A 13,652-nucleotide genomic window follows, 5' to 3' on the forward strand; every position below is an offset into this window, starting at 1 on the left:
CCGACGCGGCGTCGGTCAGCGGACGGGCGGCGGTGAGCTCGGCCGCCTCGTCCGCGGTGAGGCCGGCCTCGGCGAGCGCGCCGCGCGCCTCCGCGGCCGGGAGCAGGTTGAGCCAGCGCAGCGCCAGCGCGGCGCGGCCCGACTCGGTCAGCCGGCCGTTGAGCCGCAGCCGCGCGATGCCGCCGTCCGGGAAGACGTCGAGCCGGACGGCGGTGGCCGCGCGCAGCGGGGTGATCCGCAGCCGGTGCCGGGTGTCGGGCTGGAGCCGGGTGCGCGGCAGCAGCTCGAACCACTCCCCCGTCTCGTCCCGGCCCGAGAGCGCGGCCCAGCCGGGGCAGTTGCCGACGAAGTGGGTGGTGTCGATCTCGACCGCGAGCACCTCGCCGGTGCCGGCCAGGTCCAGCTCGGCCCAGTCGTTGCCGCCGTCGCGGCGGCGGCGGGTCTCCCAGCCCTCCCCCATCACGGCGGCCCGGCCGAGGGCGTTGAGGTTGTGCGGGCTGGAGAAGTAGCGGTCGGAGGCGCCGGTGGCGACCCCGCCGTGCTCCTGTGCCAGCAGGTCGAAGGTGAGGCCGTCGAGGTCGCGCGGGTCGGCCACGACCTCGCCGTGGACCCGGAGCCTGGCCACCCCGCCGTCCGGCCAGATGTTCAACCGGACGTGGGTGAGGCGCTGCTCGACGGCGACCGGGAACTCGTGGGCGGTGTCGCCCTTGAGCGCGGTGCGCGGCACGATCTCGGTCCAGTCCGCCGCCGCGAGCTCCGCCGGGGAGGGGCTGCCGGGCAGGGACGTGCCCTCGACCGAGGCCGACTCCGGGTAGTTGCCGGTGAAGTGGGCGGTGTCGACCACGACGCCGCGCACCACGCCGGCCGCGCCCAGCCGGACCACGGCCCAGTCGTGGTCCTCGGCGGTCGGGCTGGTCTCGGTCGCCGAGGCCCCGCGCCGGCGGCGGGTCTCCCAGCCGTCCATGATCTGACCCTTGGGCCCGAAGGTGTGCGGCCGGAACTCGGCGGGCGCGGCGAGGACCAGGTTCTCCTTCTCGGCGAACAGCTCGTCGTTGGCGTCCACCACACCGGCGCCCAGGCCGCGGGCGGCGAGGTTGACCAGCTCGGTGAAACCGGACGGGTTCTGACTGTCGGTCATGCTTCTCCTCGGACGATGATCCGGCCGCGCGGTTCGGCGTCGGCGTCCACGGCCACGACCCGGCCGCGAAGCCAGGTGGTGCGGACGGCGCCGGTCAGCGTGCGGCCTGCGTAGGGGGTGACGGGGTTGCGGTGGTGGAGCGCCCCGGGGTCGACCGCGAACGCGGCGTCGGGGTCGAAGGCCACCAGGTCGGCGTCGTGGCCGGGGGCGATCGCGCCCTTGCGGCCGAGCCCGACCAGGGCGGCCGGGCCGCTGCTCATCCAGCGCACCACGTCGACGAGGGCGAAGCCGCGCCGACGGGCCTCGGTCCAGACGGCCGGCAGCCCCAGCTGGAGCGAGGCGATGCCGCCCCAGGCCGCGGCGAAGTCGCCGCTGCCGCCGAGCCGGGGCAGGTGCTTGAGATCGGGCGTGGAGGGCGAGTGGTCGGAGACCACGGCGGCGAACTCACCGTCGGCCAGCGCCTGCCAGAGCAGGTCGCGGTTGGCCTCGTCGCGGATCGGCGGACAGCACTTGAAGGCGGTGTCGCCGTCCGGCACCTCCTCGGCGGCCAGGGTCAGGTAGTGCGGACAGGTCTCGGCGGTGACCCGGACCCCGTCCGCGCGGGCCTGCCGCAGCAGCGGCAGCACGGCGGCCGAGGAGACATGGAGGATGTGCACCCGGGCGCCGGTCCGCCGGGCGGCGGCCAGCAGCCCCGCCACGGCGGCGGTCTCGGCGGTGGCCGGACGGGAGGCCAGGAAGTCGGCGTAGTGCGGGCCGGGCCGGTGCGGTGCCGCGTCCAGCACGCCGGGGTCCTCGGCGTGGATGATCGCCAGGGCGTCCAGCCGGGCCAGTTCGGCCAGGGTGACTTCGAGTTGATCCTGGGTCAGGTGCGGGAACTCGTCCACCCCGGAGGGGGCGAGGAAGCTCTTGAAGCCGAACACGCCCGCGCCGTGCAGCGGTTCGAGGTCGGCGGTGTTGTCCGGGACCGCCCCGCCCCAGAGCCCGAGGTCCACGAAGAGCTGGCCGTCGGTCGCCTTCCGCTTGACCTCCAGGCCGTGCGGCGTGGTGGTCGGCGGCACCGAGTTCAGCGGCATGTCGACGACGGTGGTGACCCCGCCGGCCGCGGCGGCCCGGGTGGCGCTGGCGAAGCCTTCCCAGGCGGTGCGGCCCGGTTCGTTCACATGGACGTGGGTGTCCACCAGTCCCGGCAGCAGCGCCAGACCGCCGAGGTCGGTCAGCTCGCCCGCGCCCTCGCCCGCGCCGTGCGGCAGCACGGCGGCGATGCGGCCGTCCCGCAGGACGACGTCGGCGGGGCGCTCGCCCTCCGGCAGTACGGCGCGGCGGGAGCGGAGCACCTGGGTCGCAGGGGTGGGCGAACCGTTCAACAGAACCTCCGGGCTGGATCGGCGGCGGGTCCGCGCAGGGGCGCGGAAACGGCGCGTGACGGCTGGGAAAGCTGCGCGTGGCGCAACCGGAACAGCCAGGCGGCTTCGAACAACAGGGCGAGCGTACGACCGCCTTCAACAAAACGTCAACGGTCGGTCCGGGCGGCTCACCGCAGGAACTCCTCGGCCAGCAGCTCGCCCGCGCGCTCCGCCAGCTCGCCGGCCCGGGCCAGCGCGGCCCCGGGCGGCGCGTCCGGCCCGGCCAGCTCGGTGAGCGAGAGCACGGCGGCGAAGCCCGCCGCCCGCCACTCGGCCTCGGTCAGCTCGACCAGGCCGGCCACAGCGGCCACCGGTACCCCCGTACCGGTGGCAGCCGCGGCGACTCCGGCGGGGGCCTTTCCGTGCAGGGTCTGCACGTCCAGGCAACCCTCGCCGGTGACGACCAGGCACGCCCCTCGCAGCGCCCGGTCGAAGCCCAGGAGGTCGAGCAGCAGCCCGATCCCGGGCCGCATGGTGGCTCCCAGCAGCGCCAGCGCGCCGAAGCCGAGGCCGCCGGCCGCGCCCGCGCCCGGGGCGTCCCGCAGGTCCGCCCCGGTGACCCCGGCGACCGCGTCCGCCCAGTGGGCGAGCGCCGCGTCCAGCTCGGCGACCTGCTCCGGGTCCGCGCCCTTCTGCGGTCCGTAGACGGCCGCCGCGCCGCGCGGGCCGAGCAGCGGGTTGTCGACGTCGCCGGCGACCACCACCTCGACGCCGGAGAGGAGGTCGGCCAGCGGTCCCGGGTCGATCCGGCGCAGCCGGGCCAGCGCGGCGCCGCCCGGCGAGAGGTCCTTCCCGTCGGCGTCCAGCAGCCGGACGCCGAGCGCCTGGGCCAGGCCGGCGCCGCCGTCGGTGCAGGCGACGCCGCCGAGGCCGAGGACGATCCTGGTGCAGCCGAGCTCCAGCGCCCGGGCGAGCAGCTGGCCGGTGCCGTAGCTGCTCGCGTTCAGCGGGGCGGGGACGCCGCCCGGCAGCAGGGTGAGCCCGCTCGCCTGGGCGGCCTCGACCACGGCGGTGCCTTCCAGCACGGCCAGCGCCGCGCGGACCGGCTCGCCGGTGGGACCGCTGACGACGGTCTCCACCCTCCGGTAGCCGGCCGCGAGCGCGGCCAGCACGGTGCCCTCGCCGCCGTCGGCGACCGGAAGCACCCGCACGACCACGCCGGGCGCGGCCCGGCGGACGCCGGACGCGATCCGCTCGGCGGCCTCGGCCGCGGCGAGGGTGCCCTTGAACTTGTCCGGGGAGATGACGACATGTCCGGCGAGTGGCTGCTGCTGGGTCATCGGCGTCCTTGCGTCCTTGCCTTGCGGAGACGGCACTGCTGGGGAACGGCACTGCTGGGGAAGGGCACTGCTGGGGAAGGGCACTGCTGGGATCAATACTGCGGAAACGATTCCTCCCGGCGGTGCGGGCACGACCGGACATTCCCCGAAGGGAACGGTCACACCGCCGGGAGGAAGCCTGGATACCTCCCCGGGACGGGGGCGCGACGGGCTGCCTCCGAGAAGGTCGAAGGGTTCCCGTCCCGGGGAGGAGACTGGGGGTCGAGCAGGTTTCGGGGCCTCCCCCCGCCGGCGGGCACGACCGGATGGGATCTACCGGCGGGGGGAGGAGTGCAGGCGCCCGACGCGGCGTCAGCGGAAGCAGCGTCAGAGCGTGTTGAGGATCGCGCTCGGCGCGTCGGAGGCCCGCTCGGCGACCGGCTCGAACTCGTTGACCGAGTCCAGCCCGGCGCCGCCCATGGAGACGTTGGTGACCCGCTCCAGGATGACCTCGACCACGACCGGCACCCGGAACTCCGCCGCGAGCTTCTTGGCCTGCTCGAAGGCGGCGGCCAGCTCGTTCGGGTCGAAGACCCGGATCGCCTTGCAGCCGAGGCCCTCGGCGACCTTGACGTGGTCCACGCCGTAGCCGTTGACCTCGGGCGCGTTGACGTTCTCGAAGGAGAGCTGGACGTGGTAGTCCATGTCGAAGTTACGCTGCGCCTGGCGGATCAGGCCCAGGTAGGCGTTGTTCACCACGACGTGGATGTAGGGGATGTTGAACTGCGCCCCGACCGCCAGTTCCTCGATCATGAACTGGAAGTCGTAGTCGCCGGAGAGCGCGACCACCGTGCCCTCGGGGTCGGCGGTGGCGACGCCCAGCGCGGCCGGGAGGGTCCAGCCGAGCGGTCCGGCCTGGCCCGCGTTGATCCAGTTGCGCGGCCCGTAGACGTGCAGCATCTGCGCGGCCTGGATCTGCGAGAGCCCGATGGTCGTGACGTACCGGGTGTCGCGGCCGAACGCCTGGTTCATCTCCTGGTAGACCCGCTGCGGCTTGACCGGGATGTTGTCGAAGTCGGTCCTCCGCAGCAGCTCGCCCTTGCGGACCTGGCAGCTGTCGGCCCACGCCGAGCGGTCCGGCAGCCGGCCGGCGGCCCTGCGCTCGCGGGCGACCTCGACGAAGAGCTCCAGGGCGGCCCTGGCGTCGGAGACGATCCCGTAGTCCGGGGCGAACACCCGGCCGATCTGGGTCGGCTCGATGTCGACGTGGACGAAGGTCCGGCCCTCGGTGTACTTCTCGACGGCGCCGGTGTGGCGGTTGGCCCAGCGGTTGCCGATGCCGAGGACGAAGTCCGACGCCAGCAGCGTCGCGTTGCCGTAGCGGTGCGAGGTCTGCAGCCCGACCATGCCGGCCGTCAGCTCGTGGTCGTCCGGGATCGAGCCCCAGCCCATCAGCGTCGGGACCACCGGGACGCCGGTCAGCTCGGCGAACTCGACCAGCAGGTCGGCCGCGTCGGCGTTGATCACGCCGCCGCCCGAGATGATCAGCGGCCGCTCGGCGGCGGCCAGCAGGTCGAGCGCCTTCTCGATCTGGGCCCGGCTCGCCGTCGGCTTGTAGACCGGCAGCGGCTGGTAGGTCTCGATGTCGAACTCGATCTCGGCCAGCTGGACGTCGATCGGCAGGTCGATGAGGACCGGTCCGGGACGGCCAGAGCGCATCAGGTGGAAGGCCTGCTGGAAGGCGCCGGGGACCTGGGCCGGCTCCAGGACGGTCATCGCCATCTTGGTGAGCGGCTTGGCGATCGAGGTGATGTCGACGGCCTGGAAGTCCTCCTTGTGCAGCTTGGACACCGGCGCCTGGCCGGTGATGCACAGGATCGGGATCGAGTCCGCGCTGGCCGAGTAGAGGCCGGTGATCATGTCGGTCCCGGCCGGGCCGCTGGTGCCGATGCAGACACCGATGTTGCCGGCCTTGGCCCGGGTGTAGCCCTCCGCCATGTGCGAAGCGCCCTCGACGTGCCGGGCGAGGATGTGGGTCAGCCCGCCGTTGGTCCGCATCGCGGAGTAGAACGGGTTGATCGCCGCGCCGGGCAGGCCGAACAGGTGGGTGACGCCCTCGGCCTTGAGGATCTCCACCGCGGCCTGGGCCGCTGTCATCCGCGCCATGTCAGTTGACCTCTCGTCCGGCGAGGCGCTCGACGCCCCGGAGCAGTGCGGAGTGGTCCAGCGAGCCGTCGCCGTTGGCCCGGGCCGAGGCCACCAGCTGGGCGGTCAGCGAGCCCAGCGGCAGCGGGGCGTCGACCGCGCGGGCGGCGGCGGTGACGATGCCCATGTCCTTGTGGTGCAGGTCGATCCGGAAGCCCGGGGCGAACTGGCGCTCGGTCATGTTGGCCTTCTTGCGGTTCAGCACGGTCGAGCCGGCCAGGCCGCCGCCGAGCACGTCCAGCGCGGCGGGCAGGTCCACGCCGGCGTTCTCCAGGAACACCACGGCCTCGGCCAGCACCTGGATGTTGACGGCGACGATCAGCTGGTTGGCCGCCTTGACGGTCTGACCGGCACCGGTCGGGCCGACGTGGATGACGGTCGTGCCCAGCGCCGCGAACAGCGGCTCGGCCTCGGCGAAGTCCTCGGCCGCGCCACCGACCATGATCGACAGCACCGCCTCGACCGCCCCGGCCTCGCCGCCGGAGACCGGGGCGTCCAGGGTACGGATGCCCTTCTCCTGCGCGGCGGCGGCGACCTTGATCGAGGTCTGCGGGGTGATGCTGCTCATGTCGACGACCAGGGCGCCCGGAGCGGCGTGCTCCAGGACGCCGCCCTCGCCGAGGATGACCTCCTCGACCTGCGGGTCGGCCGGGACCATGGTGATCACGACCTCGGCCCCCTGCACCGCCTCGGCGATGCTGCCGGCCCCCCGGCCACCGGCCGCGACCAGCTTGTCGACGGCGTCCCGGGTGAGGTTGTAGCCGGTCACCGTGTGGCCGGCGCGGACCAGGTTGGCAGCCATCGGGCTGCCCATGATGCCGAGCCCGATGAAGGCGATGCGGCGGGATGTGGCGGTCATTCGTTCCTACCTGTCTGCGGGTTCTGGGGGAGGTGGCGCGACCTCGGCGCCGGCTCCGGTCTCTGCTTCGGCGTCAGCGGCTGAGTCAGCGGCTGCGGCGCTCGCCGCCGCGCAGCTCGCGGGGCAGCCAGCCGAGGGTGTCGGCGCCGGCCAGCCCGGCCGGGGCCTTGTACTCCAGGCCGACGTGGCCCTCGTAGCCGACGGCGTCGAGCCGGCCGAACAGGCCGGCGAAGTCGAGGGAGCCGGTGCCGGGCTGGTTGCGCCCGGGGGCGTCGGCGATCTGGATGTGGCCGATCCGGTCCGCGTAGCCGTCGATGACCTGCGGCAGGTCCTCGCCGTTGCGGGCCAGGTGGTAGAGGTCGCAGAGGAACCGGGCGTTGCCGAGGCCGGTGTGGGCGTTGACCTGGTCGACGACGGCGACGGCGTCCTTGCTGGAGAGCAGCCCGTACTGCGGGGCCTCGGGCGCGTTCAGCGCCTCGACCAGCAGCACCGCGCCGATGCCGTGGGCGGCGTGGGCGGCCAGGGCCAGGTTCTCCAGGGCCAGTTCGTCCTGGACCCGGGGGTCCAGGCCGTCGATCCGGTTGCCGTAGAGGGCGTTCAGCGCCCGGCAGCCGAGGGAGTCGGCGAGGGCGACCGCGACCGGGATGTTGTCGCGGAACTGCTGGACCTCGTCCGGCCGGCTGAGCAGGCCCTTGGAGCCGGCCGCCATGTCGCCGGCGTCGAAGTTGAGGCCGGTGAGCCGGACCCCGGCGTCGGTGAAGGCCCGGCGCAGCGCGTCGAGCTCGGCCTGCGGCGGGGTGGGGCCGTCCAGCGTCCACCAGAGTTCGGCGGAGTCGAAGCCGGCCGCCGCCGCGGCGGCGGGACGCTCCAGCAGCGGGAGCTCGGTGAACAGGATCGAGAGGTTCACGGTCCAGCGCTGGTCCAGCCAGGCAGGCGCGGCGTTGGCGGCGGTCGGGGGATCCAGCGGGGCCATGGGGGTCACTCTCCATCTTTTCCGCGATACGGAATACAAGTTCTGCTTGATGGAAACTATGACATGGCACTTCCCGGGCTGCCAAGGGGTCGGGCCGACTAAAATCAACAATTCGTTGAAGGCGGCGACGGGATAGGCTGCGGGTGTGCGATTGAAGGTGGAGTTCACGACAGAACCGTTCGAGCTGGACGGCTTCCCCGACCACGCGAAGGCCGCCCGCCGCGCGGTGGACGAGGCCGGCCTCACCGTCGACGTGGGCCCGTTCGGCACCAGCGCGGAAGGCGAGGCCGAGGCCGCGCTGGCCGCCGTCGCCCGGCTGCTCCGGGACGGCCTCGCCGAGGGCGCGACCCGGATATCCATCCAGGTCAGCACGCTGGACCCGAGCGAGGACGAGGCATGAGCGCGCCGGACCACCCGCTGACAGCCGCGATCAAGCCACTGCTGGAGGCCGTCGGCGCCAGCGCCGTCAGCCTCGACCAGGCGCGACCCGACGACGTCCTGCTGGAGTGGGAGGGCGCCCCCGCCCTCGCCGTCCGGCTGCCCGGCCTGGAGAGCGCGCTGGACCGGCTGCTCGCCGACGCCCGGCGGCAGTTCGGCGGCGGCGAGCTGTCGGCGCTCGACCGGGCGGCGAAGCAGCGCGTGGTGGCCCTGCTGGAGGAGCGCGGCGCGTTCACCGTACGCCATGGCGTGGAGACGGTCGCGGCGGCGCTGGGCGTCAGCCGCTTCACCGTCTACAACTACCTCAACCGGCAGCAGGGCGGCTGACACCCGGCCCGCCCGCGCCGGGAGGCCCGGCCGGTGCGGAGGCGGGACGCAACTCGCCTTCAACAAACTGTTGACGTGACGCCTCGGCAGACCTAGCTTGTGGGATGCACCGCTTCCCAGGAGGTCTCCCGTGCCCCCGACCACCACCGCCCTCGACCGGCTGAACGCCGCCACCGAGGAGGAGCTCGACGCGCTCCTCACCGAGGTCTGCACCAGCGACGACTGGGTCGCCTCGGTCCGCTCCACCCGCCCCTGGCCCGACGCCGGGGCCCTGCACGCCGCCAACCTCGCCGCGATGGCCCGGCTCGACACCGCCGGACTGCACCGGGCGATGGCCGGCCACGCCCGGATCGGCGCCCCGAAGGCCGACGACCCGGCCTCCCGGCGCGAGCAGGCCGGCGTCCAGGACGCCGACGCCGCGCTGCTGGCCGAACTGCGCGCCGCCAACGACTCCTACCAGGAGGCGTTCGGCCACGTCTTCCTCATCTGCGCCACCGGCCGCAGTGCGGAGAGCATGCTCGCGGCCCTGCGCGAGCGCAGCGGCAACGACCCGGCGACCGAGCGCGAGATCGTCCGCGGCGAGCTGCGGAAGATCAACGACCTGCGTCTCGACCGCCTGCTGCAGGACTTCTGACGCAGCGCCGGTTCATCCAGTACCACGACCGAATCAGCTGACGGGGCATCATGACCACCATCTCCACCCATGTGCTGGACACCAGTACCGGCCGCCCCGCCGAGGGCGTCCCGGTCGAACTGGCCCAGCGGACCGAGGCGGCCGGCTGGACCGTCCTCGGCGCCTCGGCGACCGACGCCGACGGCCGCTGCAAGGACCTGCCGGTCCCCGACCTCGCGCTCGGCAGCGTGCTGCGCCTGACCTTCACCACCGCGGGCCCGTTCTTCCCCGAGGTCGCCGTCGTCGTCGACGTCGACCCGGACCAGGCCCACTACCACGTACCCCTGCTGCTCAATCCGTTCGGGTACTCCGTCTACCGAGGGAGCTAGAGACCCATGGCCCATGTGCTCGGCCAGAACCAGTACGGCAAGGCGGAGACGCGTGTCGTCCGCATCAACCGCCGCTCGGCGGACGGCAGTTCCGCCGACGGGGGGCGCCACGAGATCAAGGACCTGAATGTCTCGGTCGCCCTCTCCGGCGACCTGGACGACGTCCACCTCACCGGCTCCAACGCCAACTGCCTGCCCACCGACACCACCAAGAACACCGTCTACGCCTTCGCCAAGCAGTACGGGATCGAGTCCGCCGAGGCCTTCGGCGTCCTCCTGGCCCGGCACTTCGTCGACAACAACGAGCCGATCCGCCGCGCCCGGATCCGGGTCGAGGAGTACGGCTGGGACCGGATACCCACCCCGGACAACGCCCGCCCCTACATCGGCAACACCGGTGGCGCGGAGCAGCCCGGCCACTCCTTCGTGCGCAGCGGCGGCGAGATCCGCACCGCCGAGATCGTCTACGACGGCAGCCGGGTCCAGGTCATCAGCGGCCTCAAGGAGCTGACCGTCCTGAACGCCACCAACTCGGAGTTCTGGGGCTACATCAAGGACCGCTACACCACCCTCAAGGAGGCGTACGACCGGATCCTGGCCACCCAGGTCACCGCCCGGTGGACGCACGGCTGGCACGGCGAGGGCCCGCAGCCGGCCTGGGAGCGCTCGTACGCCCAGGTCCGCCGGCACCTGCTGGAGGCCTTCGCCGAGACCTACTCCTACTCGCTGCAGCAGACCCTGTACGCGATGGGCACCCGGGTGCTGAACCACCGCGCCGAGGTGGACGAGGTACGGCTGGAGCTGCCGAACAAGCACCACTTCCTGGTGGACCTGGAGCCGTTCGGGTTGAAGAACGACAACGAGGTCTACTTTGCAGCGGACCGTCCGTATGGTCTGATCGAGGGTACGGTCCACCGCGAAGGCGTCACCCCGGTCATCCCGGTCGCCTGACCCGGCCCGCCGCAGCACCCCAGGGATTCTCCCGCCGTCCCGCCCTGGGCAGCTCCACCCGACGGCGGTACCCGCAGGCGCCGTGCCCCACCACCGCGCCCACTCGTCACCGCCACCGTCGAGGAGCCATCCGCATGACCCAGATCCCGCCCGCCGACGAGCGCATCGTCATCGAGAACGCCTACGTCGCCACGGTCGACGCCGAGGACACCGAGCACGCGCGCGGCCACGTCGTCGTCGCCGGCAACCGCATCGAGTCGGTCGGCGCCGGACCCGCCCCCCAGTGGCTGGAGGGGGTCACCCGGCGGATCAACGCCGAGGGCCATCTGCTGACGCCCGGCCTGGTCAACACCCACCACCACTTCTACCAGTGGATCACCCGGGGTCTGGCCCAGGACAACATCCTGTTCGACTGGCTGGTCGCGCTCTACCCGACCTGGGCCCGGATCGACGAGCGGCTCGTCCACGCCGCCGCCCAGGGCTCCGCCGCCGCCCTGCTCAAGTCCGGCTGCAGCACCGCGATGGACCACCACTACGTGTTCCCGCAGGGGGCCGGCGACATCCTCGGCGCGGAGATCGAGGCCGTGGCCGAGCTCGGGATGCGCTTCACCGCCACCCGCGGCTCGATGTCGCGCGGGCGCAGCGACGGTGGCCTGCCGCCGGACTTCGCGGTGGAGAAGACCGAGTCCATCCTGATCGCCTCCGAGGCCGCCGTCGACCGCTACCACGACGCCTCCTTCGGCTCGATGCTGCACATCGCCATCGCCCCCTGCTCGCCGTTCTCGGTGACCAGCGAACTGATGGCGCAGGCGGCGGAGCTGGCCCGGCGCAAGGGCGTCCGGCTGCACACCCACGGCTCGGAGACGGCCGAGGAGGAGCAGTTCTGCAAGGAGCTGTTCGGGATGGGGCCGACCGACTACTTCGAGAGCGTGGGCTGGCTCGGCGAGGACGTGTGGATGGCGCACTGCGTCCACATGAACGACTCCGACATCGCCAAGTTCGCCGAGACCGGCACCGGCGTGGCGCACTGCCCGTCCTCCAACGCCCGGCTGGCCGCGGGCATCGCCCGGGTCCCGGACATGCTCAAGGCCGGCGTCCCGGTCGGCCTGGGCGTGGACGGCACCGCCTCCAACGAGTCCGGCGAGCTCGGCACCGAGCTGCGCAACGCGCTGCTGATCAACCGGCTGGGCGCCAACCGCCCGGACGCGCTGACCGGGCGCGGGGCGCTGCGCCTCGGCACCATGGGCGGCGCCCGGGTCCTCGGCCGACAGGCCGAGATCGGCTCGATCGAGGTCGGCAAGCTGGCCGACCTGGCGCTGTGGAAGGTCGACGGCGTGCTGCACTCGTCGATCGCCGACCCGGTCGCGGCGCTCACCCTGGGCGCGCTGCCGCCGCTGTCGCTGCTGCTGGTCAACGGCCGCGCGGTGGTCGAGCAGGGCCTGCTGACCACGGTCAACGAGGACCGCATCGCCAAGGCCGCCGCCGACGCCGCCCGCGAGCTGGCGTCGCGCGCCTAGTCCGGCCGACGCACCACCTCCCACCTGCTCCGGGCGCCGCTGGACGGTGTGCCGCCCGGACTCCCCCGCGCGCCACCCGCGCCGGGGGACCGAGGTCCCGGACCCACGGCGAGGATCCGGGACCTCGGCGTACCCGGGGTCCGCGCGCCGGGGCGGCGGCGGTGTCGGTGGCCGCCACTACGCTCCGGGCATGAACGTTCCCGTGCACATCCCGGAGTACTTCGAGGACTGCGAGTTGGTGGCAGCCGAGGGGCTCGCGCGCGATCCTGCCTTCTGGCTCGCCCACGTCCTGCTGACGATGGGTGATCCCGGCGAGCAGGCGTCCCGCTACGGGGTCGACGAAGCGGCCTACCAGGACATGGTGGAGCGCCTCGGTGACGCCGGGCAGCCGTGGCCGGTGCTGCGGGTCCCCTTCGGCGGCGGGCACACCGCCTACGCCGTGTACGCCAACTTCGAGGACCAGAGCGACGTCGAATTCTTCGTCCGGCACCCGGCCTGGGGTCGGCTCGGCCACCTCGGCCAGTGCGGTGCCGACGGGGCCGGCCCGGGGCTGCCCTGGGCCGAGCTGGTCCATCTCGCCGGGAGCGCCGAGGAGGGAGCGGAGGGGCTGTCCGACGCCTCGCAGCGGCTGCTCCTGCTGCTGCCGATGCTCGGCGAGGCCGATCTGCCCGGCGAGGCGCTCGGCACCGTGGCCGGAGCGCTGTCGCGTTGCGGGATCAGCCCCGACGCGGTGGGCGAGCTGGCCGCAGCCCTGCTCGGCGACCCGGACCCGGCCCACGACCCTCGCTGGACCGTGACCGGCGGCAACCCGATCGCCGTGTGTTCGTCCCGGTACAGCCCCCGTCAGCTCCCGCTCGCCCTCGGCATCACCGCGCCCCAGTCGCAGGCCCTGGCCGACGCGTTGACCGGGTCGCAGACACACCGGCAGGCGCGCCGCCCCGGCTCGGCCTGAGCACCGGCCCCGGCTACGCCTCCGTCGGCCCCGACCCCGGCCCCGATCCCGGCCCCGGCCGGAGCTGGGCGCGGAGGGCGAGCGGGGTGAGGCCGTGGGCGGTGAGGACGTCGCGGGTGACGCCGCGGGCGGTGAGCAGGGCGAGCAGCAGGTGGGCGGTGCCGATGGCGTCGGCGCGCTGGTCCTGGGCCTCGCGGACGGCGGCCTCCAGCACGTGACGGACCTCCGGCCGCCAGGGCAGGCGGCCCGGGGCGGCCGGGCGCGGCGCCGGAGGCCCCGGCCCCGGGGACGGTCGGGGACGGGTTCCAGCAGGGCGTTCTCGCCCCAGACCTCCTCGACCCGGTCGATGATCCGGTCCACCTCGATCCCGAGGCCGCGCAGCGCCTCGGCGTCCTCGCGGCCGATGCCGCCCCGGCGGCGGATCCCGCGGCACTCGGCGAGCAGTTCGGCGTGCCGGTCGGGGCCGAGGCCGGAGCGGGTGAGCAGCGCGACGGCGGTGCTGTCGGGCTGGGCGAGCAGCGCGGCCAGCAGGTGCTCCTCGCCGACGGCGGGCGCACCGCCGCTGCGGGCGGTGTCGACCGCGTCCTTCACGGACCGGCGGGCCCTGGGGGTGAAGCGTTCCAGCATG

13 protein-coding genes and 2 pseudogenes are annotated in these 13,652 nt (G+C 73.7%); 7 read left to right on the plus strand and 8 right to left on the minus strand.

The window, feature by feature from the left end; translation table 11 throughout:
- Window positions 1–115: 115 nt before the first annotated feature.
- The 6 genes and pseudogenes from alc to BS75_RS08180 all read right to left on the minus strand — a co-directional run.
- A pseudogene (alc, locus tag BS75_RS08155) lies at window positions 116–1,138 on the minus strand (allantoicase); the annotation flags it as partial.
- Window positions 1,135–2,502: an allantoinase AllB gene (allB, locus tag BS75_RS08160; protein ID WP_034087733.1), complete on the minus strand. Its 1,368-nt coding sequence runs from the start codon at window positions 2,500–2,502 to the stop codon at window positions 1,135–1,137. The pseudogene alc and the gene allB, both read right to left, overlap by 4 nt.
- A 167-nt stretch (window positions 2,503–2,669) precedes the next feature.
- Window positions 2,670–3,821 (minus strand): glycerate kinase, encoded by a 1,152-nt coding sequence (locus BS75_RS08165; protein ID WP_034087734.1) that lies wholly within the window; start codon window positions 3,819–3,821, stop codon window positions 2,670–2,672.
- Between the two features lie 366 nt (window positions 3,822–4,187).
- The gene (gcl, locus tag BS75_RS08170; protein ID WP_034087735.1) at window positions 4,188–5,966 is read right to left on the minus strand and encodes a glyoxylate carboligase; all 1,779 of its coding nucleotides are present in this window, start codon (window positions 5,964–5,966) and stop codon (window positions 4,188–4,190) included.
- Between the two features lies 1 nt (window position 5,967).
- Window positions 5,968–6,864 (minus strand): 2-hydroxy-3-oxopropionate reductase, encoded by an 897-nt coding sequence (locus BS75_RS08175; protein WP_034087736.1) that lies wholly within the window; start codon window positions 6,862–6,864, stop codon window positions 5,968–5,970.
- Window positions 6,865–6,949: 85 nt separating this feature from the next.
- Window positions 6,950–7,837: a TIM barrel protein gene (locus tag BS75_RS08180; protein WP_042440241.1), complete on the minus strand. Its 888-nt coding sequence runs from the start codon at window positions 7,835–7,837 to the stop codon at window positions 6,950–6,952.
- A 145-nt stretch (window positions 7,838–7,982) separates the two neighbouring features.
- Between BS75_RS08180 and BS75_RS08185 the strand changes: the two genes are divergently transcribed.
- The 7 genes from BS75_RS08185 (at window position 7,983) to BS75_RS08215 (ending at window position 13,024) form a co-directional block, all read left to right on the plus strand.
- Complete coding sequence (locus BS75_RS08185) at window positions 7,983–8,237, plus strand: thiamine-binding protein (protein ID WP_063771590.1); 255 nt, start codon at window positions 7,983–7,985, stop codon at window positions 8,235–8,237.
- Window positions 8,234–8,602, plus strand: coding sequence for a helix-turn-helix domain-containing protein (locus tag BS75_RS08190; RefSeq protein WP_034087737.1), 369 nt, complete (start codon window positions 8,234–8,236; stop codon window positions 8,600–8,602). The genes BS75_RS08185 and BS75_RS08190 overlap by 4 nt, the downstream gene beginning before the upstream one ends.
- A 130-nt stretch (window positions 8,603–8,732) precedes the next feature.
- On the plus strand, window positions 8,733–9,236 hold the full coding sequence (gene uraD / locus BS75_RS08195) for a 2-oxo-4-hydroxy-4-carboxy-5-ureidoimidazoline decarboxylase (protein ID WP_034087738.1): 504 nt from the start codon (window positions 8,733–8,735) through the stop codon (window positions 9,234–9,236).
- A 50-nt stretch (window positions 9,237–9,286) separates the two neighbouring features.
- Entirely contained in the window at window positions 9,287–9,604 is a 318-nt protein-coding gene (gene uraH, locus BS75_RS08200; protein WP_034087739.1) for a hydroxyisourate hydrolase, read from the plus strand.
- 6 nt (window positions 9,605–9,610) lie between these two features.
- The gene (pucL, locus tag BS75_RS08205; RefSeq protein WP_034087740.1) at window positions 9,611–10,555 is read left to right on the plus strand and encodes a factor-independent urate hydroxylase; all 945 of its coding nucleotides are present in this window, start codon (window positions 9,611–9,613) and stop codon (window positions 10,553–10,555) included.
- 134 nt (window positions 10,556–10,689) lie between these two features.
- Window positions 10,690–12,072, plus strand: coding sequence for an 8-oxoguanine deaminase (locus tag BS75_RS08210; protein WP_034087741.1), 1,383 nt, complete (start codon window positions 10,690–10,692; stop codon window positions 12,070–12,072).
- Between the two features lie 190 nt (window positions 12,073–12,262).
- Window positions 12,263–13,024: a hypothetical protein gene (locus BS75_RS08215; protein WP_042440239.1), complete on the plus strand. Its 762-nt coding sequence runs from the start codon at window positions 12,263–12,265 to the stop codon at window positions 13,022–13,024.
- 13 nt (window positions 13,025–13,037) lie between these two features.
- On the opposite strand, the gene BS75_RS49180 is transcribed toward BS75_RS08215, so the two are convergent.
- Both BS75_RS49180 and BS75_RS52165 read right to left on the minus strand, forming a co-directional pair.
- Window positions 13,038–13,238 (minus strand): Clp protease N-terminal domain-containing protein, encoded by a 201-nt coding sequence (locus BS75_RS49180; protein WP_034087742.1) that lies wholly within the window; start codon window positions 13,236–13,238, stop codon window positions 13,038–13,040.
- 230 nt (window positions 13,239–13,468) lie between these two features.
- Window positions 13,469–13,651, minus strand: a pseudogene (locus BS75_RS52165) (Clp protease N-terminal domain-containing protein); the annotation flags it as partial.
- Window position 13,652 lies beyond the last annotated feature (1 nt).

This window comes from Streptacidiphilus albus JL83, from assembly GCF_000744705.1.
Classification (GTDB): Bacteria; Actinomycetota; Actinomycetes; order Streptomycetales; family Streptomycetaceae; genus Streptacidiphilus; species Streptacidiphilus albus.